Here is a 25,610-nt window from a genome sequence, read left to right on the forward strand (position 1 = left end):
GAAGTCTTACGTCAGACGGCCACGGAATCCCTGCCGACCAGACCACGCAGCACGTGGGCCGACAGCAGACCCAGCGCCACCGCTTGGGACGCGCAGGCCGCGCGGTTCGGAGCGCCCATCTTCACCGAGGCACTCTCCAGATGATGGCCCGCGGTGCGGGCGCTGATGTAGAGGTGCCCCGCGATCTGGGTGTTGGTCAGGCCGCACACAGCCAGGGTCAGCGCGTCGAGTTCGCGTGTGGTGATCCCCAGCGGCAGCGGCGCCCGCGTCACCAACAACACGGCCCCCAGGCTGTCGCCGCGGAACCGTGGCGAAGTCCCGATGCGGCGCACGTGCAGCCACGCGGTTCCGTCGTGGATCCGCAGTCCGTCCACGGCGAACGTGGCGGCGGTACGGAACATGCACGCGAGTTCTCCGACGACTGCCGGATCGAGCTCCTCGGTGGTGGTGTCACCCCGCCGCAACAAATGGACACGGCCGTGATCGTCAACCGCCCACGCCTGCGCCTGCGGCGCCACCAACTCGGCCACCATCCTCGGGCGCACCGAGAAATCGAGCTGCGCAGCCATCTGCTCGCGCAAAGTGTTGATCTCGGCGACGTCGGAGTCGCTGGGATATCGGGAATCGTCACAGTTGACATGGAGAGTGCCGACGTAGGTGCCGTCAGCAGTGACCAGGCGGGCAGACAATCCTTCGTCGAACCCCGCCGGACGGAACACGTTGTTGACCGAGTACCCCTCGCGATAGGCGGGGAAATCGCGCCAGCGCAGGGCCCCGAGACCATGCACGCGCATCGCATCGAAGAGCGGATCGTTGTCGACGAACCACGAATTGAAGTGCTCCATCACCTGTTCGGGATAGTCACGGTTGGCGACACCCACGTGCTGGCGCTGGATCGGATCCCATAGGCAGATCGCCGACGCCGACGACGCGGCGCGGGCACCCAGCGCGTCGAGCATGTCGTGGGCGCGAGTCTCCATGCTCAGCGCACTTCCGAGCACGTCACCGTAGATTCCCGCCATACCCATGTGTTCCTTCGCCGTCAGCCCGTGAGGCCATCATGTGCAGACGGTGTTTCGGGGGCGTTTCCGGTTCGAGGCAGCGCGGAAACGGTCGGCTGATTTGGGAGATTTCTCCCATGGTCGTCGTTCGGCAGCCTTCCTAGGCTGGTCGGCACCCGACAGTCGTCCCACAGCGTGGTGTGGACATCGACACACCTCACCGAGGGGCGACCCCATGAACAGAATCCGTAGCACTGTCGCGCTGCTCGCCGCGGCGGCGACCGTACTCGCCGGGTGTGGCAGCCGGGCGGGAGACGAGAACACCTCTGCAGCGCAGACCGGCTGCGCAGACACGTCCGGCGATGTCGTCAAGATCGGCGCGATCAACTCGCTCTCCGGCGGGCTCGCGGTCAGTGAATCGGTGATCCGAGACGCGATCGTGCTGGCAGTCGAACAGGTCAATGCCTCGGGCGGTGTGTTGGGTAAGCAGTTGCAGCTGGTCGGTGAGGACGGCACGTCCGAACCCACCATCTTCGCGGAGAAGGCCCAGAAACTGGTTCAGTCCGATTGTGTGGCAGCAGTTTTCGGCGGTTACACGTCGGCCAGCCGCAAGGCGATGCTGCCGGTCTTCGAAGACAACGACGCCCTGCTGTACTACGGCCAGCAGTACGAGGGCCTGGAGAGTTCGCCCAACATCTTCTACACCGGCGCGACCACGAACCAGCAGATCATCCCCTCGCTGGACTATCTCAAGGCGCAGGGCGTCAAGTCGCTCTACCTGGTGGGCAGCGATTACGTGTTCCCCCGCACCTCGAACGCGATAGTCAAGGCCTATGCCAAGGCCAACGGCATCGAGATCAAAGGCGAGGACTACACGCCGCTGGGCTCGACCGACTTCTCGACCATCGTCAACAAGATCCGCACCGCAGACGCCGACGCCGTGTTCAACGTCGTCGTCGGCGATTCCCTGGTCGCATTCTTCCGCGAGTACCAGAACTCCGGCCTGACCGCCGAAGCCATGCCGGTCATGTCGATGTGCGTGGGCGAAGAGGAAGTCCGCAGTATCGGCGCACGAACACTCGAGGGCCAGCTGTCGTCGTGGAACTACTACCAGACGCTCGACACGCCGCAGAACACGAAGTTCGTCGCGGACTTCAAGAAGCGGTTCGGCGCCGACCGGGTGACGTCGGACCCCATGGAGTCGGCCTACGCCGCCGTCTACGTGTGGAAAGCGTCGGTGGAGAAAGCGAAGTCGTTCGCCACCAATGACATCCGCAGCGCCGCCGGCGGCGTGTCCATCGACGCTCCCGAGGGCACGATGACCGTCGACGGCGAGAACCACCATGTCACCAAGACCGCGCGGATCGGCCGGGTGGGGCCGGACGGCCTGATCTACCAGGTGTGGCAGTCGCCGGCGCCGATCGAGCCCGACCCCTACCTGAAGGGCTACCCCTGGGCCGCGGGAATCACGGGCTGACACCATGCACCTGACACCCAAGGACGAGGACCGGCTGCTGTTGTTCCTGGCCGCCGAACTGGCGCGCAAGCACCGGTCGGCCGGCCTGACCCTCAGCTACGCCGAAGCGCGCGCGTTGATCGCCGACGAGGTGGTCGAAGCGGCACGGGCCGGCGCATCCGTCGCCGAAGCCGCCGCGCATGGTGCGGCGGTGCTGACCGATGACGACGTCATGCCCGGGGTACGCACCCTACTGGGCTCGGTCCAGGTGGAAGCGTTCTTCGCAGACGGCCAGAAACTGGTGACTGTGCACGACGCCATCGGTCCCGGAACCGCATCACCATCCGAGCCGGACGTGGTTCCCGGTGAGATCCTGCCCTGCGCCGGCGAACTGGAACTCAACGCGGGCCGCACCGAGGTCACCCTCGTCGTCGGGAACACCGGGGACCGACCCATCCAGGTGGGATCCCACTTCCACTTCTTCGAGGTCAACCGCGCACTGCGCTTCGACCGGGCCGCCGCGTTCGGTATGCGCCTGGACATCCCGTCCGGCACCGCCGTGCGTTTCGAGCCCGGAGAGGAACAGCAGGTGGCGCTGACCAGTTACGGCGGCGAGCGCGTCGTGATCGGCCAGAACGACGTGACCAACGCCTCGACGACGACGGCTCCCGGCGATGACCTGATGGGCCGAATCCGCGATCTGGGCTTCCTCGACTCCGCTCGCGAGGTGTGACGTGGGACATCGGATCAGCCGCAGCCATTACGCCGAGCTCTACGGACCCACCACCGGTGACCGTGTCCGGCTCGCGGACACCGAACTGCTCGCGAAAGTCGAACACGATGCCACCGTCTACGGGGACGAGTCCGTGTTCGGCGGCGGAAAGACGATGCGCGAAGGCATGGCCGTACACGGCGACATCACCAACGCCGACGGCGCGTTGGATTTCGTCATCACCAACGTGCTCATCATCGACGCGGTGCTGGGAATCCGAAAGGCGGACATCGGCATTCGCGACGGACGAATCGCCGGGATCGGCAAGTCCGGGAACCCGAGGACGATGGACGGTGTCGATCCCGACCTGGTGATCGGCGCCGGCACCGATATCCGCGCGGGCGAGGGAATGATCGCCACGGCGGGTGCCATCGACATTCACGTGCACTTCGACAGTGCAGGGCTGGTCGAGGAGGCCATCTCCAGCGGCGTGACCACGATGATCGGCGGCGGGCTGGGGCCCGTCACCGTCGGCATCACCTCGTCGGGGCCGAACAACCTAGCCCGGATGTTGCGGTCGGCCGAAGGATTTCCGATGAACTTCGGGTTCATCGGCAACGGCAGTGCGTCCAGCGTCGCGCCGCTGATAGAGCAGGGCTTGGCCGGCGCTATCGGCTACAAGATCCACGAGGACTGGGGAGCCACACCCGCGGCCATCCGAGCCTCACTCGACGCCGGCGACGAACTCGACCTGCAGGTGCAAATCCACACCGACACCCTGAACGAGTCGGGCTTCTTCGAAGACACCATGGCGGCGATCGGCGGCCGCCCGATCCACACCTACCACGCCGAGGGCGCCGGCGGCGGCCATGCGCCCGACATCATGCGGGTCGTCGGAGAGCCGTATTGCCTTCCGTCATCGACGAATCCGACGAATCCCTATACGCTCAACACCTTCGATGAACACCTCGACATGGTGATGGTGTGCCATCACCTCAACCCACGGATACCCGAGGACGTCGCGTTCGCCGAGTCACGAATTCGCCGCGAGACCATCGCCGCCGAAGACGTCCTGCACGACCTCGGCGCGATCTCCGCGATGGGTTCGGACTCCCAGGGCATGGGCCGCATCGGCGAGACCATCGCCCGCACATGGCAACTCGCCTCCCACATGAAAGCCACCCGCGGGGCGTTGCCTGCCGACGAGGGCACCGGCGCCGACAACGCGCGCATCTTGCGCTACATCGCCAAGCTGACGATCAACCCCGCCCGCCTGTTCGGGATCGACCACGAGATCGGCTCGCTGGAACCGGGCAAGCTCGCCGACATCGTGCTGTGGGAACCGAAGTTCTTCGGCATCAGGCCCGAGGTGGTGTTCAAGGGCGGTTTCCCTGCGTGGTCGGTGATGGGTGAGGCCAATGCGTCGTTGATGACGTGCGAACCTCTGCGTTACCGGCCCCAATGGGCGGCGTTCGGCCGCGCGCCCGCCGATGTCTCGGTGAACTTCGTCGCCGGCGCAGCGCTCGACAGCGGACTGGGTGAGCGCCTCGGGCTGGCCACGCGATTGGTGGCGTGCCGGGGTTCCCGCGCTCTCACCAAAGCGGATCTGCTGCACAACGACTATCTGCCCGACATCACGATCGAGCCCGATACCTACCGCGTGATCGTCGACGGTCGGCCGTGCGTCAGCGAGCCGATGACCCGGGTGCCCCTGGGCCGCCGGTACACCCTCAAGTGAGCAGGAGCGGGACATGTCCGACGTCGTACGCGTGGGTATCGGTGGTCCGGTCGGGTCCGGGAAGACCCGGCTCGTCGAATCCCTGGTGCCCGATCTGATCCGCGCCGGCCTCAGCGTCGCGGTGATCACCAACGACCTCGTCACCGACGAGGACGCACAGCGGGTGCGGCGCAGCGGCGTCATCGACCCCGAACGTGTTCTGGCGGTCGAGACCGGCGCCTGCCCGCACACCGCCATCCGAGAAGATCCCTCTGCCAATCTTGCCGCAGCACAACGGCTATGCCGTACTTTCCCCGACCTCGACGTGATTCTGATCGAGTCCGGGGGTGACAATCTGGCCGCCACGTTCACCTCGGACCTAGTGGATTACTGGGTCTTCGTCATCGACACCGCGGGGGGCGACGACATTCCACGCAAGAAGGGAATCGGCCTCCTCCAGGCGGACCTTCTGGTCGTCAACAAGATCGACCTGGCGCCATTGGTCGGCGCCGACCTGGACAGGATGGCGCGGGACTGTGCGGTGGCCCGGCCGGTCAAGCCGACCGTCTTCACCGACTTGAACTCGGGCGACGGCCTCGCCCGGCTGACCGAACTGGTCATCGACGGCGCGATGCTGGAGGTGGCCATCCGGTGACGACGATCCACCCCGGCACACTCGACATCCACGTCGTGGCCGACGCCTCGGGGCGCACACGTGCGGCGAGGCTGCACCAACGCTATCCGCAGCGCGTCACGACACCGCTGCACTGCGATCCCGACCGACCGGGCGCAGCCACGCTGTGTGTTCAAAGCCCCAGCGGCGGAACGTTTTCCGATGACAATCTGATGACTGTGGTGCGGTGCGGCGCACGCAGTGAGTTGCGCCTGACCACGCAGGCGGCCACCCAGGTCTTCGCCGGCGATGGTCCCGGCTCGCGGCACCGCATGGCCTTCACCGTCGACGCCGGCGCGCACCTCGAGTACTGCCCCGGCACCGTCATTCCGCACGCCGATTCCTCCTTCACCCAGCGGCTGCGCGTCGACGTCGAGACCGGGGGGATCTACGTCGGGTGGGACGCGGTCGCCGCCGGCAGGATCGCGCACGGCGAGCGGTTCCGCTTCGCGCGCTACGACAGTGCATTCGAGATCGGTGTCGACGGTCGGATCGTCGCCCGGGACCGGCAGCTGGTACAGCCCTGCGATGGCCACGGCGGACCGCTGATCGAGGGCGACTACCTGGCCACGTTCGTGGTTGCGACGCCGGGCCGTGCGACGGGCGCGCTCGTGCGGGACATCAGACATGCGCTCGGCGACTGCCCCGGTGGAGCCAGCTCACTGCCCGGCGACAACGGGGTCTTCGTGCGCGTGGGTGCGCCGCACGCCCCCGAGCTGGCTCGCGTGCGCGAGCGGTTGTTCGCTGCCTGCCGCGCCTGGTCGACATCCGTCGCGCCGACGCTCACGCCCGGGCACGCCGCGTGAACGCGATTGCCGACCTGGGCGATGCCGACGACGGCAGGTTCGACGGGCGCGTGCGCCATCACGTCGACATCGGGTGGGGCGATGCTGCCAAACACCGCCAAGTGGTCACCTCCGACACCGGCCTGCAGATCCGCATCACCCTCCCGCGGGGGTCGTTCCTGCGGGCCGGCGAGGTGATCGCCGACGACGGGACAGCGATCGTGGTGGTGCGTCGGCCCGCCGAACCGGCCGTGACCGCCGGTTTCGCCGACCACGCCGACGCTGACGGAGCACGCCGAATGCTGTTGCTGGGATACCTGCTGGGCAATCAACACGCGCCGATCGACGTCTCCGACTTCGGAGTCGCCGCACCCCTGTTCACCAGCGAGCAGGCTGCGGTCGAGCTCCTCGCCGAGCTCGGGATCGTCGGCACCGTCACATCTGTGCGGCTGGCCGCCCTGGGCTGGTCACGGACGTCGTCGAGTACCCATGCCGGCCATCACCACTGAGCCCGCGGCCAGCCTCGCGCTGTGGATGCAACTGCACGACAGCGCGTTTCCGTCAGGTCGCATGGTGCACAGCCACGGGCTGGAGGAGTGGCTGACCGAGCGGGCCGACGCCGGGCCCGCCGACATCGCCGAGGCGGTCATGGGCTATCTGTCCGAGAGTTACGCGCCGCTGGATGCGACGTTCGTCGCAGCTGCGTGGCGGGCCCACGCGACAGATGGCAGCCTGCTGGAACTGGATCAGCGCCTCGATTCCTACAAGCTGTCCGACAACGGCCGCACCGCGTCGACATCGACGGGCCGGCAACTGGCCTCGGCCGCGCACGCCACCGGGCTGGCCGCCGAATCCGACTACCTCGTCGCGGTTCTCTCAGCTGCCACACCGGGCCACAATGCCGTGGTCGAAGGAGCACTCCAGGCGCAATTGGGTATCGCGCTCGGCGCGGCGGTGATGGGCTCACTGAGAACTCAGCTGGCCGCCATGTTGAGCGCCGCCATCCGGCTGGGGCGACTCGGCCCCCTGGCGAGCCAGCGGACACAGGTCCGTGCCGTCGACCTGATCGTCGACCTCGCCGCGCAGGCATGCCGGCGCGCTCTCGAGGACGTGAGCAGCACCGCGCCCACCCTGGAGATCAGCGGCATGCGTCACGAAACCCGCACAGCCCGACTGTTCGCCACCTAGGCCACCCGACCGGGGGCCGTAGCGTCACGCCGACTGGGACGTCACCAATTCGTCCAGGGTCGGATAGTCGATGTAACCGGCCGGTCCCGGGGCGTAGAAGGTCGCCACGTCGGGCTCGTTGAGCTCTGCTCCCACCTCCAGGCGCGTCACCAGATCGGGGTTGGCCAGGAACCCGCGTCCGACGGCGGCAGCACTGATCACGCCCCATTTGGCGAGGTTCTCCAGCGTCTCGAAATCGGTGTCGACGGTGCGCGGGGTGTTCAGCACCAGGGTGCCCTCCCACTGAGTGCGCAGCGCGGCGAAAGGCTCGGCGGACGGCTCACTGACGATGTGCAGATAGCCGATGCCCAGCGACTTGATCCGGCACAGCAGCAATTCGTACGCGCTGATCTGGTCGATCTCCGACATGTCACCGGCGGTGTTCCCGGGTGAGATGCGCAGACCCACGCGGTCGGCACCGATCTCGTCGGCGACGGCCTCGACGACCTCGGCGGCGAAGCGGGCCCTGTTCTGCGGGGAGCCGCCGTAGGAATCGGTGCGCTGATTGACGACATCGGAGAGGAACTCGTGCAGCAGATAGCCGTTGGCGGAATGGATTTCGACTCCGTCCATTCCGGCGTCGACAGCCCGGCGAGCAGCAGAGCGGAACTGCCCGACGATCGAGGCGATCTCCTCGACGGTCAGCGCCCGCGGCACCGGCAGCGGCTTCTTGCCGGTGGGCGTGTGCGTCACCATGTCGGCGGCGATCGGCGACGGCGCCACCGCGTCGAAGCCGCTGATCTCCGGATGGGCCATCCGGCCGACGTGCCACAGCTGGACGAACATCTTGCCGCCCGCACGGTGCACCGCCGACGCGATCTCCGACCACCGGTCCTGCTGACGATCGGTGTAGATACCCGGGGTGTTCAGGTAGGCGCCGTTGGCCTGCTCGCAGACCGCGGTGGCCTCGCTGATGATCAGACCGGCCTGCGCGCGCTGCGAGTAGTACTCCGCGGCCAGCGCTGACGGCGTGCCGTCGGCGTCGGCTCGCGATCTGGTCAACGGCGCCATGAAGAGTCGATTCTCCGTGGAGAGCGCACCGAACTGAAGGGGCTTGCGCAGCGCCGCATCCGCGCCGAGGGTGAACGTCATGCTTCTCTCAAGCGCGGGCAGACTCGGATCCATTCCCGCCGCCCGTCGTCGATGATGGTCTGATGACACAAGCGAACGGTTGGCCGGCACTGGTGGTGGCGGAGTGGCAGGACACCCGGGACACGGTTCATCTGTGGACTCAGATCGTCGGGAAGGTGAAATTGGCGGCCACGCCGACGGTCAACCACTGGTGGAACTCCGTGTTCTACGTCGACGCCCGAGGATTGACGACCTCCCTGATGCGTTGGCAAGGAACGGCTTTCGACGTCAGCTTCGACCTCGTCGAACATGTGCTGCACATCCGGGTGACCGATGGTAGGTCGCGCAGCATGGCGCTGCAGCCACGTAGTGTGGCCGACTTCTACGCCGAGTTCCGCGGCCACCTCGACGACCTGGGCATCGACGTGCCGATCAGCCCGACTCCCGTGGAGCTGCAGCACGCCACCCCGTTCGCCGAGGACACCGAGCACGCCAGCTACGACGCCGCCGCGGTGAGGAACTTCTTCACCTCGCTGGTCAGCGCCGATCGCGTGATGACCGACTACCGCGCGGACTTCACCGGCAAGAGCAGCCCGGTGCACTTCTTCTGGGGTGCCTTCGACCTGGCCGTGACGCGTTTCTCCGGTCGGCAGGCGCCACCGCATCCGGGCGGTGTGCCCAATTGCCCGGACTGGGTGATGACAGAGGCCTACAACGCCGAGGTTGCCAGCGCGGGCTACTGGCCGGGCGGCGCGGAGGAAGGCGTTTTCTACGCCTATGCCTACCCGCAGCCCGACGGCTACGACACCGCCGACCTCGGCGTCGAGGGCGCCTCCTTCGACGCCGGGCTCGGCGAATTCGTGCTGCCGTACCGCACCGTCCGGACGTCCGACGATCCCGAACGGCTGCTGCGCCGATTCCTCGACGCGACGGCCGCGGTGGCCGGCGACTTGGCCGAGTGGCCCGAGCAGCCGGTCACCCCGCCGCGCCACCTCTGAGAACCCACCCCCGCCCAAACCGACGTTGGGGCGGGTAAAGCCGAGACGAGCTCGCCATTTCGTCCATCTCGGCCCGGGCCACGCATGCCGGCTGAGCTATTAACCTCGGAACAATGACGGTTGAGCGGCTGCACCCGTACGCGGTGACGATCTTCGCCGAGATGTCGGCTCGCGCTGCCGAACTCGGCGCGGTCAACCTCGGCCAGGGATTTCCCGACGAAGCCGGGCCCGACGACATGCTCGCGGTGGCGGAGAAGGCGATCGCCGACGGCGACAACCAGTACCCGCCCGGCCTGGGAATCGCACCCCTGCGCCGGGCCATCGCCGACCAGCGCCGGCGACGCTACGGAATCTCCTACGACCCCGACACCGAGGTGCTGGTCACCGTCGGCGCGACCGAGGCGATCGCCGCGTCCATCCTGGGTCTGGTCGAACCGGGCTCCGAGGTGCTGCTGATCGAACCGTTCTACGACTCCTACTCCCCCGTCATCGCCATGGCGGGGTGCCACCGGCGTGCGATACCGATGCGCAACGACGGTGGACGGTTCACCATCGACGTGGACGCACTACGCGCGGCAATCACCCCGAAAACTGCTGCCATCATTGTCAATTCACCCCACAACCCCACCGGCGCGGTGGCCGGTGACGACGAGCTGAAGGCTCTCGCCGAACTGGCGGTGGACGCCGACCTGCTGGTCATCACCGACGAGGTCTACGAGCACCTGGTGTTCGACGGCCGCACACACCGTCCCCTGGCCGGCTATCCGGGCATGGCAGAGCGCACCGTCACGATCTCCAGCGCCGGAAAGATGTTCAACGTCACCGGCTGGAAGATCGGGTGGGCGTGTGGGCCGAGCCATCTGATCGCCGGACTACGGGCGGCCAAGCAGTACCTGAGCTATGTGGGCGGGGCGCCGTTCCAGCCCGCCGTCGCCGCGGCGCTCGACACCGGGGACGAGTGGGTGGACGCCCTGTGCCACTCCTTCGAGACCCGACGTGACCGGCTGGCCGCCGCGCTGCGCGAGATCGGCTTCGGCGTGTTCGACAGCTTCGGGACGTACTTCCTGACCGCCGATCCGCGACCGCTGGGCTACGACGACGGCAGGGCGTTCTGCACCGAGCTGATCGAGCGAGTGGGGGGTGGCGGCCATTCCGATGTCGGCGTTCTGCGATCCGGCCGCGTCGCACGCCGGCGACTGGAACCACCTGGTCCGGTTCGCGTTCTGCAAACGCGAGCAGACGCTCGACGAGGCGATCGACCGGTTTGGCGCGCTGCGTTCCTAGCGCACCGTTCCTAACGCGCGCCGGCCATGACCCGCTGCCGCAGGTTCTCCAACGCGACGTCGAGGACCATCCGCTTGGCCCGCTTGACCAGGAATGCGGGGTACGGCGCCGCGAGATCGAGGATCAGGTCGAAGCGCACCCGCGTGCGCTCCTCACCTTCCTGCACCAGGTTGTACTCGCCGTGCTGGCAGCGCTGCCGAGACGTCCGCTGTGCGTCCCACACCACCCAGTCGTCGCCCCAGTGGTACTCCAGCAGCTCTTTGTCGTTCATCCCCATGATCTTCACCGTCGCCTTGACGTGGTGAGGACGACCGTCGGGGTGCCGGTCGATGACCTCTGCCGCCTTGTGCAGCGCCGACCAGGATGCGACCGCCTCGATGTCGGCCAACGCGTCGAGGATGACCTCGGGTGGCGCCTCGATCACCACTTCGCTGGAAGCACGGACAGCCATGCGGCAAAGCATAACGGTGGTCCCGAACATGCGCAGGATATTGTCCAGCTAATTTTATGACAGTTCTTAATATGGCGCGGACCGCCACGTTTGTGCCCGCTCGCGGCGGGCAATGCACGCTGCCATGAACGCTGTGCCCGACTCTGGGCCCGACACCGGGCCCGACCCCGCACGTACCGAGGCCCAGCTCGACTCACCGAGCGGCGGGGAGAGCACGCGGACGGTGGTCATCGCGCTCGCCGCGAACTTCGCCGTCGCCGTCGCCAAAACCGTCGCCGCGGTCATCTCCGGATCGGCCTCGATGACCGCGGAAGCGACTCATTCCTGGGCCGACACCGCGAATCAAGGCTTCCTGATAGTCGCCAATCGGCGCAGTGCCCGGCCGCCGGACGGGGATAGGCCCCTGGGCTACGGCCGAGAGGCCTATGTCTGGTCGCTGCTCGCCGCGGTGGGCCTCTTCGTCGTCGGCGGCACGGTGTCGGTATGGCACGGCATCACCGAGATCCTGCACGGGGAGTCGGGCCCGGAGAACTACCTGGTGGCCTACATCGTGCTCGGTGTCGCGTTCGTCCTCGAGGGGTCGTCGCTGTTGCAGGCATTCCGTCAATTGCGCTCAGAGGCAAGCGTTTACGACCGAGAACTGCTCTCCCATGTGCTCGACACCTCCGATCCGACCACGCGCGCGGTGTTCGCCGAGGACACCGCGGCCCTTCTCGGAATTCTGATTGCGCTGGCCGGCATCGGTCTGCACCAGCTGACCGGCGACGCGATTTGGGATGCGATCGGTTCCATCCTGGTCGGCCTGCTGCTCGGCGTCGTCGCGGTGATCCTGATCGACCGCAATCGCCGCTTCCTGGTCGGCGAATCGGCGAGCCCGCGTCTCCGTCAGGCCGCGATAGCTCAGATCGAGCGGATGCCAGAGGTGGCCTCCGTCCGATTCATCCGACTGGTGTTCGTCGGGCCCAAACAGCTGTTCCTGGTGGCCAGCGTCGATCTGGTGGGCGACGCCGCGGAATCGCGGATCGCCGAGACGCTACGCGATCTGGAGAACAGGTTGCAGGCCGAGCCGACCATCGTCGACGCCGTGCTGACAATTGCCGAGCCCGATGCGCTCGACCGGCTCGCTTAGCCTTTGACGACTTTGAGCACCTGCTTGCGCAGCCCCTCGGTTGCCGTCTCGACACCGCCCTTGATCGTGCGCTTGACGATGAAGCCGGGCAGCGGCACCGACAGATCGATCGCGATGTCGAAACGCACCCGCGTCTTGTCGCCGTCAGGGGTCAGTGTGTAGCTGGCGTCCTGCGCCTTGAGCTGGCCGGCCGACACGAGAGTCCAGCTGACTTCGTTGTCACCCCAGGTGTATTCGATGATCTGCTCGTCGGTCAGGCCGGCCGCCTTGACCACCATCTTCACCTGTTTGGGACGGCCGTCGTCGAACCGGTCCAGCACCTCGGCCCTCTCGTACTGCGGCGACCACGTCGGGGTCGCTTCGACGTCGGCGATGACGTCGAGAATCTGTTCCGGCGTTGCTTCGATCACGACTTCGCGCGAATCCTTGGTGGCCACGGGGGAACCATAGAGCACCGAAGCTGCTGTTCGGTCGAGATCAACGGACCGGGCCCGTAGGCTCGTCGACTGTGAGCAGTGACATCGACCCTGCTGCGCCGCCCAGCGGTACCGGTTGCGTCGAGTGCGACGCCGCAGGCGGCTGGTGGGTGCATCTGCGCCGGTGCGCCGCGTGCGGCCACATCGGCTGCTGCGACGACTCGCCGCAGCGCCACGCTGCAGCGCACTGGCGCGCGAGCGGCCACCCGATCATCCGGTCCTTCGAACCGGGCGAAGACTGGTTCTGGGACTACTCGACCGAGGCCTATTACGACGGACCCGAGCTGGCCGCGCCGCAGAGTCGGCCTGTCGACGAGACGGTGCCGGGCCCGCGGGGACGTGTCCCCGCGGACTGGATGGCCCAGCTGCAGGCGCGCCGCGAGTGAATGGAATGCCAGCGCCGGGGTAGACCTGGCAGGTGAGCACAGATCCCCGCACCACTGACACCGATGCCGGCGCCGACGAGGCCGACGACGACGTGATGAGCGACCCGTCCAAGGGCGCCGACGACGACCGCGTCGACTGGTCCGACGAGGGCGGCGCGACCTCCGGCGGGCCGGCACCGGCCACGTAGGTCACCTCCGGGCGAGAACCTCCTGCGCCGCGTTGTAACCCGGGATGAACGTGATGCCGGGCCCGCCATGGCAACCGGCCCCGGCCAGGTACAGGCCGTCCGTCGGAAGCGGTTGATCGACATGGCCTGTGGGTCCCGGCCGGTTCGGTCCCATCTGCTCAGGGTGGATCAGGCCGTGGCAGTAGTCCCCGCCGGGTGCGCCGAACATCGTGCCCATGTGTTTGGGCGTGAAGGTGGTGTGGCGCAGAATGAGCCGCTCGAAGTTCGGGGCGAGACGGGTGATCTTCTCGATCACGCGCTGCCCCATCTCGGTCTTGCGATCGCCGTAGCTCGCGGCCTCCTCGGTGAGGGGGAACCACAGTGAGAAGGCCGACACCGCATGCTTGCCGGGTGGCGCCAGGGTGGGGTCGTTGGCCGAGGGGATCTGTAGCGCGATGGCCGGATCGGCGGGAACGATGCCCCGTTTGGCGTCCTCCCACTGCCGCTGCAGTTCCTCCGGGGTACTGAAAAGGCCGATGGCCGAATGATATTCGGGGGCGTTGAGGACCTCGTAGGGCGCCGCGAATTCCAGCGGACCGTCGAGCGCGAAGTGCATCTGGAGATAGCTGCCGCGGTGGTCGACGCGGGCGTATCGCTCCCTGATGTCGGCGGGTACGACGGCGGGATCGAGGAGTCCGTTGACCGTGAGATCGGGGGCGAGGGTGGAGACGACGACGGGAGCGGTGAGCGTCGAACCGTCCTCCAGGCGAACACCACCGACATGGCCGTCCGCGGTCAGCACCTCGGCGACCTTGCTGCGCAACCGGAGTGCGCCCCCTGCGTCGGTGAACATCGTCAGGAGATGCTCGGTGACTGCGCCCATTCCGCCGCGGAACTTCTTGATCAGTGTGGCGTTCTCGTCGGGCACCGCAAGCCCGAACGCCAGCGCCGCAGCGCTGCCGGGTGTTTCGGGTCCGCGGAAGGTGGTGTTGACGGCAAGGAAGGCGAGCATGCCGCGCAGCGCTCCGTGCTTCTCCCGGTCGGGCAGGTGGCGGTCGAGGACGTCGCTCACCGATCCGAACAGCATGTCGCTGATCGCTTGGCGTTCGAATTCGTTTGTCGCACAGGCATACATCTCATCAAGCGTCTTCGGCGGCCGTGCCGCGTCGAAGCGTCCGAGGGCCCGCGTGGGGGCCTGACACCACGCCATCAGGCCGGCCATACCGTTGACGGCCTCGGCGCCGTGCACCTCGTTGAGGTGGGTCAACAGCCTCATCGGATCGGTGTAGTAGATGACCGGGTCGTCGCCGACGCCACGCAGTTGCACGCTCATCACGTCGAGGTCGACAGTGGGCAGGGCGTCGAGTCCCAACGCCTCACTGACCACAGCCGACGTGGGCACTTGCACCGACCCGGCGATCTCGAACCGGAACCCGTCGAAGAGCTCCACCGTCGAGGCCATCCCGCCGGGGTAGAGCTTGGCTTCCAGACAGAGGGTGCGCAGGCCGGCACGTTGCAACAGTGCGGCCGCGGTCAGGCCGTTGTGCCCCGCGCCGACGACGATCACGTCGAAGTCCGTCATCGCCTGAGGCTGACACGCACCCTCATGTTTTGTCAATATTGACAAAACATGGATCAGCCGGGGTTTCCGACCCCCGTCTGCAGCAGCGCCAGCGCCTCGCGACACAGCCTGTCCAACTCGGGCAGAGAGCGGTCCTCCCCCAGCATCCAGACTTCCATCGCACCGAACACCGCCGCCGCGATGCACCGCGCGGTCACCGTGATGCGCATGCGCTTCTCCGTGCCGGGTGCCTGCGGATCCTTGACGGCCATTCGCTCTTCGATGGCCTCCGCGAAGTCCGCCTCCACCTGCCGGATGTGCCGCACGATCCGGCCGGGATCGAGATCCTGAGCCCGCATCGCCGCGATCTGGGTGACGGCTGAATCGTCGTACGGGGCAGCCGAGATCGCGGATTGCACCGATTCGATGATGGGTTCGTCGGGTGATCGCGCAGACAGCGCCGCGCGGAACCAGTGCAGTCCCGCGTCGTAATCGGCGAACAGCAGATCGTGCTTGGACGAGAAGTGCCGGTAGAACGTCCGCAGCGAGACGCCGGCATCGGCGGCGATCTGCTCGGCCGAGGTCTCCTCCACCCCCTGGGCCAGGAAGCGCACCGTCGCAGCCTGCCGGAGCGCTTCCCGCGTGCGCTCGCTGCGCGCCGTCTGGGCAGGCCGGACCATGTCGGTAAAGTACCGCAACCGCGGCGCTGCCCCAGACGGGCCGACGCACGTTGCCCGGGTGCTCCGCCCCGCGCACGCTAGGGTTGCCCGACAATGTGAGAAAATCACATCGGTCACGACGCGGGGGGCGACGACTGGTGAAAGTCCACCATCTGAATTGCGGCACGATGCGGCCCTGGGGCGCAGGCACTCTGGTGTGCCACGTGCTGTTGGCCGAGGCCGAGAGCGGATTGGTGCTCGTCGACACCGGATTCGGCACGCTGGACTGCCGGCGACCGGCGCGCTTCGGCCGGTTCCGGCCGTATTTCTTCCGACCGTCCTTCGACATGGCAGAAGCAGCGGTGAACCAGGTCGAGGCCCTCGGCTATCACCGCACCGACGTGCGCCACATCATCACCACGCATTTCGACGCCGACCACATCGGCGGTCTGGCCGACTTCCCCGACGCCAAGGTCCACGTCACCACGACCGAGGTGGACCAGGCCGTGCGCTCGCCCGCGCTGCCTGATCGAGTCCGATACCGGGCCGAGCAGTGGGCCCACGGCCCTCATCTCGTCGAGTACGACATCACCGGGGAAGCGTGGCGGGGGTTCGCGGCCGCCCGGGAGCTCACCGACATCGGCCCGGGTTTCGCGCTCATCTCACTGCCCGGCCACACCCGCGGGCATGCCTGCGTGGCCGTCGACGCCGGCGACCGCTGGATACTCCACGCCGGCGACGCATTCTTCCAGGCCGGCACCCTCGAGCAGAATCCTCGGGTGCCCGCACTGACGGCGTTCGAACAGGCCGTGGCGGAGAACCGAAAGCAGGTGGCGGACAACCACTCCCGGCTGGTCGAGTTGCACCGTCGCAACGAACCGGACCTGATGATCGTCTGCGCCCACGATCCGACGCTCTACGAGCAGGCCGCGGCTCCGCGCTGATCCCGGTGCCCCACCAGGGCGATGGACGCCTCCACCGCCTCGTCGGTGATGTCACTGAGCCGGCCACCTTCCTCGACGGTGATCGCGGTCAGTTCACGCAGCCCGCCGAGAAGCATGACGGTGCGCCGACGGGGCACGGGACCGATTCCGGCCGAACGGAATTCGGCACTGTCACTCAGCGCGTCCACCATGTCGATGAAGTGGTCGAGGGCCTCGCGTTGCAACCCGCGCGCGGCACTGCCCAGCGCCGGGACGTCACGAATCCAGCTGAGCATCAACGCCGATCGCGCCTCGGCCGAAGCAATCCACGCCTCGATGGCTTGGCGAACCTGCTTCTGCCACGGCGCGGCCGGATCGACCGCGGCGCGGATCTGCTGGATCTGATCGGCGTTGGCCTCCGACAGCAACGCGACGAAACACTCGTCGCGACTGGTGAAGTGCTCGTAGAACGTGCGCCGGGACGTCCGGGCCCTGCGCACGATCTCGGCGACCGTGGTCTTGGCGTAGCCCTGCTCGGCAATCGACGCCTCCAGGCCGTCCAGCAGCCGCTGGCGGAAGTCGCTCATGTCACCGGCAATAGCTGCGGGTCGCGAAATCCAGCGCTTGGCGGTACAGCGGATCGAGGCCACGCGCGGTCGCCACCGACGACTTCGCCGCGTCGAGTTCGGCAGGGCACTGCGGCGAGTGGAGCTTGGGCCACTCCTCCGCCATCAGCGTCACCATCTCGCGGTTGAGCGCGTCGATGATCTCCCGCGACTTCGCGAGGTCGGGCGCATCGGCGGGTGCAGCGGCGGGGTCGAACGTCCACTGCGCCAACCGCTGGTACTCGATGCCGACGGTGGCGTCGAGCTGATCGCGGAACGCGGTGGTGACGTAGGTCGGGTCGATCTGGAAGTCCCGCGCCTGACCGGCGACGTTGTCGAGCACCTGCTGCTCGCGCGCAGGGTCGACGACGGCGGTGCGGGTGTGGAACTTGTTGGCCGCGACCGGCTCGGCGATCTGCAGGCGACGCACCGCGGCGTCGACGAGGTCGGTCACCGTGTGGGTGGGTTGCGCCGAGGCGGGCGCGGAGATTCCAGGGATGAGGGTCATGGCCAGACCGGCGGTGACCGCAGCGACGGCACCACGGATGCTCGTACTGGCCACGGCCGGGATCACGCCCGCGACCTTCCGCTGTTCATGGGGACTCATGGTAGCCGCGCACTCGCGTGGCCCGATGGGGCGCGAGCGGCAGGTCCCATATAGATAACAGCACGTAGTCATTTGCCAAGCCAGCAGCAGCTGGAGCATCGAATTTTCCGACCTATGACCAGAAGAGGGTCACAGCCGCCATTATTTAGATAATGCAGTGATGTATATTGGCCGCATGACAGAGCCGCACGCTGACATCGCCGAAGCCGTTCGGCAGACGGCGTTCTTGGCGACGCGCCACCTCCTCAATCGCGATGAGCTCAGCGTGACCGCGATGGAGGTGCTGCACACCGTGAGTGTCGACGGCCCGACGAGGTTGACGACGCTGTCCGACGCCATCCACGTGAGCCAGCCGGCCATGACGCAGCTGATCCAGCGGCTCGAGCGCCGCGGCCTCGTGACCCGCGCAGCCGATCCCGACGACGGCCGCGCGACGATCGTCGACATCACCGAAAGCGCGCGGAATCTGTTGCATCGCTTACGTAGTGAAGACGATCAGAAACTCACCACACTCCTGGCCACGCTCTCCACGAGCGATCAACAGTCACTACGACTCGCTTTGCACGTCGCCGGACCGATCATCCGACAACTCAACGACAACGCCGCGCTTCTCGCGCAGGCCGTCCATTGAAGGAAAGACCATGACCACTCTGCTCGTCCTCGGGGGCAGCGGCCGCACCGGAATCCACGTACTCGCCCAGGCCGCCGCACGCGGCCACCATGTGCGCGCGCTGGTGCGTGACCCCGACGCTGTCCGGGCCCCGGCCGGCGTGGAACTCATCGCGGGCACGCCGGCGCGTATCGACGACATCCGCGCGGCCGCCCAGGGCACGGAGGCGGTGATCAGCACGCTCAACAATTCGCGTGCGTCGGACAACCCGTGGGCCAAGCCAGTCAGCCCGCCGATGTTCATGACCGACGCGACCCGCAACGTGCTGACCGTGATGGGCGAGCAGGGCATCCGCAGGATCGTCGTCAATTCGACGATGGGCGCGGGCGACGACTGGGCTCGCCTCAACCCGCTGGCACGATTGTCTGTGAACATCTCCAACATCAAGGCGGGCTTCGTGGACCACAGCGGCGTCGACGAGGTCGTGCGCGCCTCCGGTACCGACTGGACTCTCGCCAGGGCGGTCGCGCTCACCGACAAACCGTCCCGTGGTCCCGTGCGCGCCGCGCTGGCCGGCACCGAGAAGCCCGGCATACGCATTAACCGAGTCGATCTGGCCGGGTTCCTCGTCGACACCGTCGAGAACGGCAGCTGGATCCACTTGGCACCGCTGGTCTGGAATTCCCGAGGCTGACAGGCGAGCAACCGCATCGCCGACAATGGTGGCCAGGGCCGGGATCGAACCGGCGACCTTCCGCTTTTCAGGCGGACGCTCGTACCAACTGAGCTACCTGGCCGGAAGGCGCCGGTCTTTCGACCGGACCAGCCTTACGCCGCATTACTGCGACCCTGACGGGACTCGAACCCGCGACCTCCGCCGTGACAGGGCGGCGCGCTAACCAACTGCGCCACAGGGCCTTACTCGTGCAACCCGACCAACTCGCGTTGCGCGTACCCCCAACGGGATTCGAACCCGTGCTACCGCCGTGAAAGGGCGGCGTCCTAGGCCACTAGACGATGGGGGCCAAGTCCGAATTCCTCCGGGGTACTCACAACCAAGTTCGTTGGGAGCTTCGATAGCTTAGGGTACCGGCACCCGGATCTTCAAACGGCCACCCCCGCAGTATCCTTTTGCAGGCACACACGCCACGCCCCTATAGCTCAGTCGGTAGAGCTACGGACTTTTAATCCGCAGGTCCCAGGTTCGAGCCCTGGTGGGGGCACCACGTCACCCAACGATCAGCACGAGCGCTGCGACCAGCACCGCGAGCACTGCCGCCACGCCCGCGAGCACCGCCACGACGCGCTGCGGCGCCTGCGCCGCTCCGTCCAGACATGCCCGCATCTGCTCGGCCGTCGCGAAGCGCCACCGCGGGTCCGGCGACATCGCGCGTTCGACCGTGGTCACCAACGCGGGGTCGAGATCCGGCCGCAGCACCGACAGCGGTGTGATCGCTCCTGCCGCGATCGCGTCGGCCAACCCGGTCAGCGTCTCCTGCGGGTAGGCCCGGCGACCGGTGAGGGCCTCGTAGGCCACGACGCCGAGCGCGTACAGATCGTCGCCGGGCACCGCGGGCCGGCCGGAGATCCGGTCCGCCGGCATGTAGGCCATCGTCCCGAAGACCCGGTTGGTCAGCGTCTGCGGCGTGTCCGCGCTCTTGGCCACCCCGAAATCGGCGACCTTGACGGTGCCGAACCAGGTGTAGAGCAGGTTGGCCGGTTTGATGTCGCGATGCAGCACTCCGCGGGCGTGTGCGGCGCCCAGTGCGTCGAGGACGTCGCGAAGAATCCCACGGACGTGCTGCGCCGGCATGGGTCCGCCGCGGGCCAGCGCGTCGGCCACGCTGCGCCCCGGCAGGCGCTCCAACACGATGTAATCGCGGCCGCGATGAACACCGGTGTCGTGTACCGCGACGACGTGAGGATTGTCGACGACGGCCGCTGCGCGGGCCTCGGTCGCGAACCGGCGACGGGTGTCGGGCTCGCTGACCGACGGGTACAGGAGCTTGACCGCCACCGGGCGGCCCAGCCGCAGATCCCAGCCGTCGCGCACCTCGGCCATGCCACCACGGCCCAGAATGCCTCGCAGCTCGTAGCGACCGCCCAGAACCTCCGGCGCGTGCATCCTTTCAAGCTAGCCCGAACGGCGCCGATGCAAACCTGACGCGGCCGCGGCGAGCCCCTCGTAGGATCGGCGTCGATGCTCACTCCACGCTCGCAGCGGCCCTGGTATCCGCGCCATCCCGTGCTCACGGCGACCGCTGCCGCAGTGGCGCTCTGGTGGTTGTGGCTCGGGTGGTACCCCGCGGTGATCTTCGTCACCGGCGCGGTGTTCGTCCTCGCCGCCCGCCGTCGTAGGAAAGCGGCCGTCATCCGCGACGCCGGGTTGCGCGCCCGAGCCGATTACGAACACCAGTTGACGCTGGCCGGCGATCCGCACGGCACCTACGGCCGCTTCCCACCCGCCGACTGGTTCGTCACGCCGGTGCGGGCACTCCCACCCCGATGGTGATCTCCGGCCGCTGTGCGGGATCGAGCCACTGCAGGACCGACCGCATCTGATCGCGCCCGATCGCGACGCATCCCCACGTCGGCTCACCGTCGGTGACGTGCAGGAAGATGCCGGCCGAACGCCCCGGGACGCGCTGCGGGTTGTGCTCGATCAGCACGGCGTAGTCGTAGATCACCCCGGAGTCGTAGAGGTTCTCCGCATCCTCCGAGTCGATCTCCGCGGCGTGCACGTGGGTGTTGTACGTCGGCGAATCCACGTCCTCGTCCCACCAGTCCTCGTCGGTCGCGACGAAGTACGGCATGCGGGTGCCGGGGTTCTCGCTGCGTCCGAACGCCTGTCCCAGCGGGAACGTGCCCACCGGCGTCCGGAACACGTCATCGGCCGGGGCGCCCACCCCGAGCCGGCCGAGATCGGCAGGCGTGGGGCCCAGCACCACGCGCCAGCGTCCGTCGACACGCTCGTAGGTCGTCAGCTCGCCGACAGCCGAATCCGCTTCCGGCGCGCTGACCACGATGCGTTGCGTCGACGCGTCGTCGCGCGGTTCGGCGGCGGCAGAGCCGGCGGTGCCGGTCGCCAGGATCATCAGCAGCGGAGCGACGGTCAGTTTGCCCAGCACACCGTCGAACGTACGCGCGCTCAGACCTTCGGGCAGTAGAAGTGCGGGTCGTCGCGGTACTCGACCGGCGGAAGATTGCGCGCCGGGGTCTCCACCAGCGGCGCGTCGGCGGGTAGCCGGCCCTGCGACCGATCCCATGCCGAGCGTTTCCGCGGGTGCATCAGCATACGCTTCGGCATCAGCCTGGTGCTCAGGTAGACCGCGCGGCCGAAGAGTGTGTGCAGCCGCTCCTGCCGCGGCGACCACGAGTACCCCATGAGTTCGCGCACCGGCGGGTCGTAGAGACCGACCGTCGCGAAGTTGAAGAACCGCTGCATCACGGCGATGTTGAGCCGCCACAGTCCGTCCGGCAGCCAGTCGAGCGACGGGTGCTTGGGCATCGTCGAGAGGTCCATCACCTCGCGGGCAGCCCAGTTGTCCTCCAACACGGTGCGGCACATGTGGTCCCAGTACCGCTCGAAGTCCTCCCAGCTGGCGGGCACCGGCCGCATGCTCATGCCGTACATCCGGTACCACGTGACGTGCTCGTCGAAGAGCTGATGCTTCTGCGCGTCGGTGAGTCCGCCTCCCACCCACTCGGCCGCCAGCAGCGTGGACTTGAAGAACGTGGCGTGCGCCCAGTAAAAGACGTCGGGGTTCAGCGCGCTGTACCGCCGGCCCTGGTCGTCGACGCCCTTGATGCCGACGTGGTAGTCGCGGACCTGCGCCCCGGTGCGCGGTGCCCGGTCCCCGTCGAAGACCACCCCGCCGATGGGATACACCGACCGGAACAGCCGAGGCATCCGCTCGAGGAAGAAGATCGAGTGCTGCTGGACCGCCGCGCCGAGCTGCGGATGCATGTTCTGCATCGAGCCGGCCCACGGGCCCTGCAGCATTCCGGTCCACTGCCCGAAGTACTTCCACGTCAGCGAGTCGGGGCCCAACGCTGCCGGCAGGTCGTCGTATCCGCCCGTCACCGGGCAGCCGGAGGCGACCGCTGTGTCGGCACCGGACTCGCTGGTCACCGGGCACGTGGCAGACGTATCTTGAGTCACTGTTCGCGCTACCCCAATTCTGACTACATGCGTTGTCAAAACGGAGTCTAGGAGGACCGTGTCGTCCGGTCAACGGCAGGGCAGATGGTCGGGCGTCCCCGTGCGGGAGCGCCCTGCCCTGCGCCGCGACGATCTGATCGCCGCGGGCATCGAGCTGCTGGGCAGCCCGGGCGGCCCCAGCCTGACGGTACGGGCCGCGTGCCGCGCGGCGGGACTGACCGAGCGCTACTTCTACGAGAGCTTCACCGACCGGGACGACTACGTCGCCGCGGTCTACGACGAGGTCGGCAGCGCGGCGATGGCGACGTTGGCGAAGTCGGAGAGCATGCGCGACGCGGTCGAGCGGTTCGTCGCGATGATGGTCGACGATCCGGCGCGGGGCCGCGTCCTGCTGCTCGCCCCCGAGGCCGAGCCGGTCCTGGCCCGCTCGGGAGCGCGGTGGATGCCGAACTTCATCGAGCTGCTGCAGCAGAACCTGACCCGCATCACCGACCCGACCTCGCAGGCGATGGTTGCCACCGGGCTGATCGGGGCACTCACAGCACTGTTCACCGCTTACCTGGACGGTCGGCTCTCCGCGACGCGCGAGCAGTTCATCGATCACTGCGCGGAACTGCTGCTGCACGCCGCCACGCGCTGACCCACCTCGCGCGGCGCACATGTGACCTCCGGCGCGGCGACTTGAATGTCACCGGCATACACAGATATATTGACTGCAACTACGAGGTACAGATAATCGGAGGTGTCATGGCCAAGGATCTGACCGATCTGCAGCTGCTGACCGAGCTGGAGCCCGTCGTCGAGCCCCTGGTCAATCGGCACATGAAGATGAAGAAGGACTGGAACCCCCACGACTTCATCCCGTGGTCCGACGGCAAGAACTACTACGCCCTCGGCGGCCAGGACTGGGACATCGAACAGTCGAAGCTCTCCGAAGTGGCGCGGGTCGCGATGCTGACGAACCTGCTCACCGAGGACAACCTGCCGTCGTATCACCGCGAGATCGCGATGAACTTCAGCATGGACGGGCCGTGGGGCTTCTGGGTCAACCGGTGGACCGCCGAGGAAAACCGGCACGGCATCGCGCTGCGCGACTACCTCGTCGTCACCCGCAACGTCGACCCCGTCGAACTGGAGATGCTGCGCGTCGAGCAGATGACCCGCGGCTTCTCCCCCGGCCAGAACCAGCAGGGCGGTCTCGAGCTGTTCGCCGAGAGCCTGTTCGACTCGGTCATCTACGTGACGTTCCAGGAGCTCGCCACCCGCGTCTCACACCGCAACACCGGCAAGGCCTGCGACGATCCGATCGCCGACCAGCTCCTGCAGCGCGTCTCCGCCGACGAGAACCTGCACATGATCTTCTACCGCGACGTCTCCGAGGCCGGCTTCGAGATCGCGCCCGACCAGGCGATGAAGTCGCTGCACAAGGTGCTGCGCAACTTCAAGATGCCCGGATACACAATCCCCGACTTCCGGCGGCGCGCGGTCACCATCGCCTCCGGCGGTGTCTACGATCCGCGCATCCACCTCGAGGACATCGTGATGCCGGTGCTCAAGAAGTGGCGCATCTTCGAGCGTGAGGACTTCAACGGCGAGAGCGCCAAGATGCGTGACGATCTCGGCCTGCTCGTCGAGGAACTGCAGGAGGCCGTCGACAAGTTCGAGATCGCCAAGCAGCGTCGCGAGGAGCGGCTGCGTCAGATGGCGGAGAAGAAGGCCGCCAAGGCTCAGCTGGTGGGATCATCGACGTCGTAGCACCCAACTCGTCCCGAACGGCCCGGTCCCTGCGGATCGGGCCGTTCGACCTTCGCAGCCCGGTCGTCCTCGCCCCGATGGCCGGGGTGACCAACGTCGCCTTCCGGACCCTGTGCCGAGAACTCGAACTCGCCCGCGCCGGCACCGTCAGCGGGCTCTACGTCTGCGAGATGGTGACCGCCCGCGCCCTCGTCGAGCGGCATCCGGTCACGATGCACATGACGACGTTCGCGCCCGAGGAATCCCCGCGGTCGCTGCAGCTCTACACCGTCGACCCGGTCAATACCTATGCCGCGGCCAAGATGATCGTCGACGAGAACCTCGCCGACCACATCGACATGAACTTCGGCTGCCCGGTGCCCAAGGTGACCCGCCGCGGCGGCGGCGCCGCCCTGCCCTACAAGCGGCGGCTGTTCGGGCAGATCGTCGCAGCCGCAGTCAAAGCCACCGAAGGCACCGACGTCCCCGTGACCGTCAAGTTCCGCATCGGCATCGACGACGAGCACCACACCCACCTCGATGCCGGGCGGATCGCCGCCGAGGAAGGCGCCGCAGCGGTCGCACTACACGCCCGCACGGCCGCGCAGCGGTACTCCGGGACCGCCGACTGGGAGCAGATCGCCGCACTCAAAGCCCACGTCACCGGTATTCCAGTGCTCGGAAACGGTGATATCTTCGACGCTCGTGACGCGCTGGCCATGATGGCCGCGACAGGCTGCGACGGCGTTGTGATCGGCCGAGGCTGCCTGGGGCGGCCGTGGCTGTTCGCCGAGTTGTCCGCCGCCTTCAACGACGAGACACCGGCGACCCCGCCCACCCTGGGCGAGGTGGCGTCGATCATTCGTCGACACGGCGAGCTGCTCGCTGCGCACTTCGGAGAGGACAAGGGAATGCGCGACATGCGCAAACACGTGGCGTGGTACCTGCACGGGTTCCCCGCGGGAGCGGACCTGCGACGGTCGTTGGCACTGGTCAAGACCATCTCCGAGCTCGACGATCTGCTCGGCGAGCTCGAGCCCGACGTGCCCTTCCCCGCTGCCGCGAACGGCCCCCGCGGACGCCAGGGGTCGGCCGCGTCGGTGTCACTGCCGGAGCACTGGCTCGACGATCCCGACGACTGCGCAGTCCCCGTCGGCGCCGACGCCATGCATTCGGGCGGCTGAGCACCTGTTTGACATGTGTCTCGAGTGCATAT

Annotated in this window: 29 protein-coding genes, 4 tRNA genes and 1 pseudogene; 20 read left to right on the top strand and 14 right to left on the bottom strand. The window is 67.5% G+C overall.

The window, feature by feature from the left end:
• Positions 1–11: 11 nt before the first annotated feature.
• Positions 12–1,022 carry a helix-turn-helix transcriptional regulator gene (locus tag PGN37_RS20770; RefSeq protein ID WP_335332889.1) on the bottom strand — a complete coding sequence of 337 codons (1,011 nt, stop codon included), beginning with the start codon at positions 1,020–1,022 and terminating at the stop codon, positions 12–14.
• Positions 1,023–1,236: 214 nt separating this feature from the next.
• Between PGN37_RS20770 and urtA the strand changes: the two genes are divergently transcribed.
• The 7 genes from urtA to PGN37_RS20805 are packed head-to-tail and all read left to right on the top strand — an operon-like array spanning position 1,237 to position 7,532.
• Positions 1,237–2,478 carry an urea ABC transporter substrate-binding protein gene (gene urtA / locus PGN37_RS20775; RefSeq protein ID WP_335332890.1) on the top strand — a complete coding sequence of 414 codons (1,242 nt, stop codon included), beginning with the start codon at positions 1,237–1,239 and terminating at the stop codon, positions 2,476–2,478.
• A 4-nt stretch (positions 2,479–2,482) separates the two neighbouring features.
• Positions 2,483–3,190, top strand: a complete 708-nt coding sequence (locus PGN37_RS20780) for an urease subunit beta (protein WP_335332891.1) — start codon at positions 2,483–2,485, stop codon at positions 3,188–3,190.
• A gap of 1 nt (position 3,191) precedes the next feature.
• The gene (gene ureC / locus PGN37_RS20785) at positions 3,192–4,907 is read left to right on the top strand and encodes an urease subunit alpha (protein ID WP_335332892.1); all 1,716 of its coding nucleotides are present in this window, start codon (positions 3,192–3,194) and stop codon (positions 4,905–4,907) included.
• A 13-nt stretch (positions 4,908–4,920) separates the two neighbouring features.
• Positions 4,921–5,541 (top strand): urease accessory protein UreG, encoded by a 621-nt coding sequence (gene ureG / locus PGN37_RS20790; protein WP_335332893.1) that lies wholly within the window; start codon positions 4,921–4,923, stop codon positions 5,539–5,541.
• The gene (locus PGN37_RS20795) at positions 5,538–6,365 is read left to right on the top strand and encodes an urease accessory protein UreD (protein WP_335332894.1); all 828 of its coding nucleotides are present in this window, start codon (positions 5,538–5,540) and stop codon (positions 6,363–6,365) included. Before ureG ends, PGN37_RS20795 begins: the two co-directional genes overlap by 4 nt.
• A complete protein-coding gene (locus PGN37_RS20800) occupies positions 6,362–6,853 on the top strand; it encodes an urease accessory protein UreE (protein ID WP_335332895.1) in 492 nt (163 codons plus the stop codon). Before PGN37_RS20795 ends, PGN37_RS20800 begins: the two co-directional genes overlap by 4 nt.
• Positions 6,834–7,532, top strand: a complete 699-nt coding sequence (locus PGN37_RS20805) for an urease accessory protein UreF (protein ID WP_335332896.1) — start codon at positions 6,834–6,836, stop codon at positions 7,530–7,532. The genes PGN37_RS20800 and PGN37_RS20805 overlap by 20 nt, the downstream gene beginning before the upstream one ends.
• A 24-nt stretch (positions 7,533–7,556) precedes the next feature.
• Here the strand turns inward: PGN37_RS20805 and PGN37_RS20810 are convergent, their stop codons facing one another.
• On the bottom strand, positions 7,557–8,663 hold the full coding sequence (locus tag PGN37_RS20810) for an alkene reductase (protein WP_335332897.1): 1,107 nt from the start codon (positions 8,661–8,663) through the stop codon (positions 7,557–7,559).
• A 59-nt stretch (positions 8,664–8,722) separates the two neighbouring features.
• Between PGN37_RS20810 and PGN37_RS20815 the strand changes: the two genes are divergently transcribed.
• Both PGN37_RS20815 and PGN37_RS20820 read left to right on the top strand, forming a co-directional pair.
• Positions 8,723–9,640, top strand: a complete 918-nt coding sequence (locus PGN37_RS20815; RefSeq protein ID WP_442932980.1) for a DUF5996 family protein — start codon at positions 8,723–8,725, stop codon at positions 9,638–9,640.
• A 113-nt stretch (positions 9,641–9,753) separates the two neighbouring features.
• Positions 9,754–10,924 (top strand): annotated as a pseudogene (locus PGN37_RS20820) (pyridoxal phosphate-dependent aminotransferase).
• 10 nt (positions 10,925–10,934) lie between these two features.
• Here PGN37_RS20820 and PGN37_RS20825 read toward each other — a convergent pair.
• The gene (locus PGN37_RS20825) at positions 10,935–11,375 is read right to left on the bottom strand and encodes an SRPBCC family protein (protein WP_335332899.1); all 441 of its coding nucleotides are present in this window, start codon (positions 11,373–11,375) and stop codon (positions 10,935–10,937) included.
• A 133-nt stretch (positions 11,376–11,508) separates the two neighbouring features.
• On the opposite strand from PGN37_RS20825, the gene PGN37_RS20830 reads away from it, so the two are divergent.
• The gene (locus PGN37_RS20830) at positions 11,509–12,504 is read left to right on the top strand and encodes a cation diffusion facilitator family transporter (RefSeq protein ID WP_442932975.1); all 996 of its coding nucleotides are present in this window, start codon (positions 11,509–11,511) and stop codon (positions 12,502–12,504) included.
• Here the strand turns inward: PGN37_RS20830 and PGN37_RS20835 are convergent.
• The gene (locus PGN37_RS20835) at positions 12,501–12,941 is read right to left on the bottom strand and encodes an SRPBCC family protein (RefSeq protein ID WP_335332901.1); all 441 of its coding nucleotides are present in this window, start codon (positions 12,939–12,941) and stop codon (positions 12,501–12,503) included. The genes PGN37_RS20830 and PGN37_RS20835 overlap by 4 nt on opposite strands.
• A gap of 71 nt (positions 12,942–13,012) precedes the next feature.
• Between PGN37_RS20835 and PGN37_RS20840 the strand changes: the two genes are divergently transcribed.
• Both PGN37_RS20840 and PGN37_RS20845 read left to right on the top strand, forming a co-directional pair.
• Complete coding sequence (locus PGN37_RS20840; protein ID WP_046362304.1) at positions 13,013–13,366, top strand: UBP-type zinc finger domain-containing protein; 354 nt, start codon at positions 13,013–13,015, stop codon at positions 13,364–13,366.
• Positions 13,367–13,398: 32 nt separating this feature from the next.
• A complete protein-coding gene (locus tag PGN37_RS20845) occupies positions 13,399–13,554 on the top strand; it encodes a hypothetical protein (RefSeq protein ID WP_335332902.1) in 156 nt (51 codons plus the stop codon).
• A gap of 1 nt (position 13,555) precedes the next feature.
• Here the strand turns inward: PGN37_RS20845 and PGN37_RS20850 are convergent, their stop codons facing one another.
• Together PGN37_RS20850 and PGN37_RS20855 are read right to left on the bottom strand one after the other, a co-directional pair.
• Positions 13,556–15,115: a phytoene desaturase family protein gene (locus PGN37_RS20850; protein WP_335332903.1), complete on the bottom strand. Its 1,560-nt coding sequence runs from the start codon at positions 15,113–15,115 to the stop codon at positions 13,556–13,558.
• A 53-nt stretch (positions 15,116–15,168) separates the two neighbouring features.
• Positions 15,169–15,774 carry a TetR/AcrR family transcriptional regulator gene (locus PGN37_RS20855; RefSeq protein ID WP_335332904.1) on the bottom strand — a complete coding sequence of 202 codons (606 nt, stop codon included), beginning with the start codon at positions 15,772–15,774 and terminating at the stop codon, positions 15,169–15,171.
• A 137-nt stretch (positions 15,775–15,911) separates the two neighbouring features.
• Here PGN37_RS20855 and PGN37_RS20860 point away from each other — a divergent pair, with 137 nt between their 5' ends.
• Positions 15,912–16,697 carry an MBL fold metallo-hydrolase gene (locus tag PGN37_RS20860; RefSeq protein ID WP_335332905.1) on the top strand — a complete coding sequence of 262 codons (786 nt, stop codon included), beginning with the start codon at positions 15,912–15,914 and terminating at the stop codon, positions 16,695–16,697.
• Here the strand turns inward: PGN37_RS20860 and PGN37_RS20865 are convergent.
• Together PGN37_RS20865 and PGN37_RS20870 are read right to left on the bottom strand one after the other, a co-directional pair.
• The gene (locus PGN37_RS20865; protein ID WP_335332906.1) at positions 16,670–17,263 is read right to left on the bottom strand and encodes a TetR/AcrR family transcriptional regulator; all 594 of its coding nucleotides are present in this window, start codon (positions 17,261–17,263) and stop codon (positions 16,670–16,672) included. The two genes, PGN37_RS20860 and PGN37_RS20865, sit on opposite strands and share 28 nt — an antisense overlap.
• 1 nt (position 17,264) lies before the next feature.
• A complete protein-coding gene (locus PGN37_RS20870) occupies positions 17,265–17,789 on the bottom strand; it encodes a chorismate mutase (protein WP_335332935.1) in 525 nt (174 codons plus the stop codon).
• A 274-nt stretch (positions 17,790–18,063) separates the two neighbouring features.
• Between PGN37_RS20870 and PGN37_RS20875 the strand changes: the two genes are divergently transcribed.
• Both PGN37_RS20875 and PGN37_RS20880 read left to right on the top strand, forming a co-directional pair.
• Entirely contained in the window at positions 18,064–18,519 is a 456-nt protein-coding gene (locus PGN37_RS20875; protein WP_335332907.1) for a MarR family winged helix-turn-helix transcriptional regulator, read from the top strand.
• Between the two features lie 10 nt (positions 18,520–18,529).
• Complete coding sequence (locus tag PGN37_RS20880; RefSeq protein WP_335332908.1) at positions 18,530–19,192, top strand: NAD(P)-dependent oxidoreductase; 663 nt, start codon at positions 18,530–18,532, stop codon at positions 19,190–19,192.
• 26 nt (positions 19,193–19,218) lie between these two features.
• Here PGN37_RS20880 and PGN37_RS20885 read toward each other — a convergent pair.
• The 3 genes from PGN37_RS20885 to PGN37_RS20895 form a co-directional block, all read right to left on the bottom strand.
• Positions 19,219–19,295 (bottom strand) — tRNA-Phe (locus PGN37_RS20885).
• A gap of 47 nt (positions 19,296–19,342) precedes the next feature.
• Positions 19,343–19,416: transfer RNA gene (locus PGN37_RS20890), tRNA-Asp, on the bottom strand.
• Positions 19,417–19,450: 34 nt separating this feature from the next.
• Positions 19,451–19,523 (bottom strand) — tRNA-Glu (locus PGN37_RS20895).
• A gap of 125 nt (positions 19,524–19,648) precedes the next feature.
• On the opposite strand from PGN37_RS20895, the gene PGN37_RS20900 reads away from it, so the two are divergent.
• Positions 19,649–19,724: transfer RNA gene (locus PGN37_RS20900), tRNA-Lys, on the top strand.
• Between the two features lie 2 nt (positions 19,725–19,726).
• Here PGN37_RS20900 and PGN37_RS20905 read toward each other — a convergent pair.
• Complete coding sequence (locus tag PGN37_RS20905; protein WP_335332909.1) at positions 19,727–20,623, bottom strand: serine/threonine-protein kinase; 897 nt, start codon at positions 20,621–20,623, stop codon at positions 19,727–19,729.
• 75 nt (positions 20,624–20,698) lie between these two features.
• On the opposite strand from PGN37_RS20905, the gene PGN37_RS20910 reads away from it, so the two are divergent.
• The gene (locus PGN37_RS20910) at positions 20,699–21,010 is read left to right on the top strand and encodes a hypothetical protein (protein WP_335332910.1); all 312 of its coding nucleotides are present in this window, start codon (positions 20,699–20,701) and stop codon (positions 21,008–21,010) included.
• On the opposite strand, the gene PGN37_RS20915 is transcribed toward PGN37_RS20910, so the two are convergent.
• Both PGN37_RS20915 and PGN37_RS20920 read right to left on the bottom strand, forming a co-directional pair.
• Positions 20,976–21,626 carry a L,D-transpeptidase family protein gene (locus tag PGN37_RS20915; RefSeq protein WP_335332911.1) on the bottom strand — a complete coding sequence of 217 codons (651 nt, stop codon included), beginning with the start codon at positions 21,624–21,626 and terminating at the stop codon, positions 20,976–20,978. The two genes, PGN37_RS20910 and PGN37_RS20915, sit on opposite strands and share 35 nt — an antisense overlap.
• Before the next feature lie 20 nt (positions 21,627–21,646).
• Positions 21,647–22,660 (bottom strand): oxygenase MpaB family protein, encoded by a 1,014-nt coding sequence (locus tag PGN37_RS20920; protein ID WP_335332912.1) that lies wholly within the window; start codon positions 22,658–22,660, stop codon positions 21,647–21,649.
• Between the two features lie 58 nt (positions 22,661–22,718).
• Between PGN37_RS20920 and PGN37_RS20925 the strand changes: the two genes are divergently transcribed.
• From PGN37_RS20925 to dusB, 3 genes are all read left to right on the top strand, one after another.
• Positions 22,719–23,300, top strand: a complete 582-nt coding sequence (locus PGN37_RS20925) for a TetR/AcrR family transcriptional regulator (protein ID WP_335332913.1) — start codon at positions 22,719–22,721, stop codon at positions 23,298–23,300.
• Between the two features lie 107 nt (positions 23,301–23,407).
• Entirely contained in the window at positions 23,408–24,415 is a 1,008-nt protein-coding gene (locus PGN37_RS20930) for an acyl-ACP desaturase (protein WP_335332914.1), read from the top strand.
• A gap of 77 nt (positions 24,416–24,492) precedes the next feature.
• Positions 24,493–25,578, top strand: a complete 1,086-nt coding sequence (dusB, locus tag PGN37_RS20935) for a tRNA dihydrouridine synthase DusB (protein ID WP_442932976.1) — start codon at positions 24,493–24,495, stop codon at positions 25,576–25,578.
• The last annotated feature ends 32 nt before the right edge of the window (positions 25,579–25,610 follow it).

Source organism: Mycobacterium kyogaense (genome assembly GCF_036946525.1).
GTDB classification, from domain to species: domain Bacteria; phylum Actinomycetota; class Actinomycetes; order Mycobacteriales; family Mycobacteriaceae; genus Mycobacterium; species Mycobacterium kyogaense_A.

What these genes read in the sequence shown, in the direction of transcription:
- PGN37_RS20770 (WP_335332889.1), bottom strand. Translation starts at nt 1,022, where the DNA reads ATGGCGGGAATCTACGGTGACGTGCTCGGAAGTGCGCTGAGCATGGAG.
- urtA (WP_335332890.1), top strand. Translation starts at nt 1,237, where the DNA reads ATGAACAGAATCCGTAGCACTGTCGCGCTGCTCGCCGCGGCGGCGACC.
- PGN37_RS20780 (WP_335332891.1), top strand. Translation starts at nt 2,483, where the DNA reads ATGCACCTGACACCCAAGGACGAGGACCGGCTGCTGTTGTTCCTGGCC.
- ureG (WP_335332893.1), top strand. Translation starts at nt 4,921, where the DNA reads ATGTCCGACGTCGTACGCGTGGGTATCGGTGGTCCGGTCGGGTCCGGG.
- PGN37_RS20805 (WP_335332896.1), top strand. Translation starts at nt 6,834, where the DNA reads ATGCCGGCCATCACCACTGAGCCCGCGGCCAGCCTCGCGCTGTGGATG.
- PGN37_RS20810 (WP_335332897.1), bottom strand. Translation starts at nt 8,663, where the DNA reads ATGACGTTCACCCTCGGCGCGGATGCGGCGCTGCGCAAGCCCCTTCAG.
- PGN37_RS20825 (WP_335332899.1), bottom strand. Translation starts at nt 11,375, where the DNA reads ATGGCTGTCCGTGCTTCCAGCGAAGTGGTGATCGAGGCGCCACCCGAG.
- PGN37_RS20850 (WP_335332903.1), bottom strand. Translation starts at nt 15,115, where the DNA reads ATGACGGACTTCGACGTGATCGTCGTCGGCGCGGGGCACAACGGCCTG.
- PGN37_RS20855 (WP_335332904.1), bottom strand. Translation starts at nt 15,774, where the DNA reads ATGGTCCGGCCTGCCCAGACGGCGCGCAGCGAGCGCACGCGGGAAGCG.
- PGN37_RS20865 (WP_335332906.1), bottom strand. Translation starts at nt 17,263, where the DNA reads ATGAGCGACTTCCGCCAGCGGCTGCTGGACGGCCTGGAGGCGTCGATT.
- PGN37_RS20870 (WP_335332935.1), bottom strand. Translation starts at nt 17,789, where the DNA reads ATGACCCTCATCCCTGGAATCTCCGCGCCCGCCTCGGCGCAACCCACC.
- PGN37_RS20875 (WP_335332907.1), top strand. Translation starts at nt 18,064, where the DNA reads ATGACAGAGCCGCACGCTGACATCGCCGAAGCCGTTCGGCAGACGGCG.
- PGN37_RS20880 (WP_335332908.1), top strand. Translation starts at nt 18,530, where the DNA reads ATGACCACTCTGCTCGTCCTCGGGGGCAGCGGCCGCACCGGAATCCAC.
- PGN37_RS20905 (WP_335332909.1), bottom strand. Translation starts at nt 20,623, where the DNA reads ATGCACGCGCCGGAGGTTCTGGGCGGTCGCTACGAGCTGCGAGGCATT.
- PGN37_RS20910 (WP_335332910.1), top strand. Translation starts at nt 20,699, where the DNA reads ATGCTCACTCCACGCTCGCAGCGGCCCTGGTATCCGCGCCATCCCGTG.
- PGN37_RS20930 (WP_335332914.1), top strand. Translation starts at nt 23,408, where the DNA reads ATGGCCAAGGATCTGACCGATCTGCAGCTGCTGACCGAGCTGGAGCCC.
- dusB (WP_442932976.1), top strand. Translation starts at nt 24,493, where the DNA reads ATGGCCGGGGTGACCAACGTCGCCTTCCGGACCCTGTGCCGAGAACTC.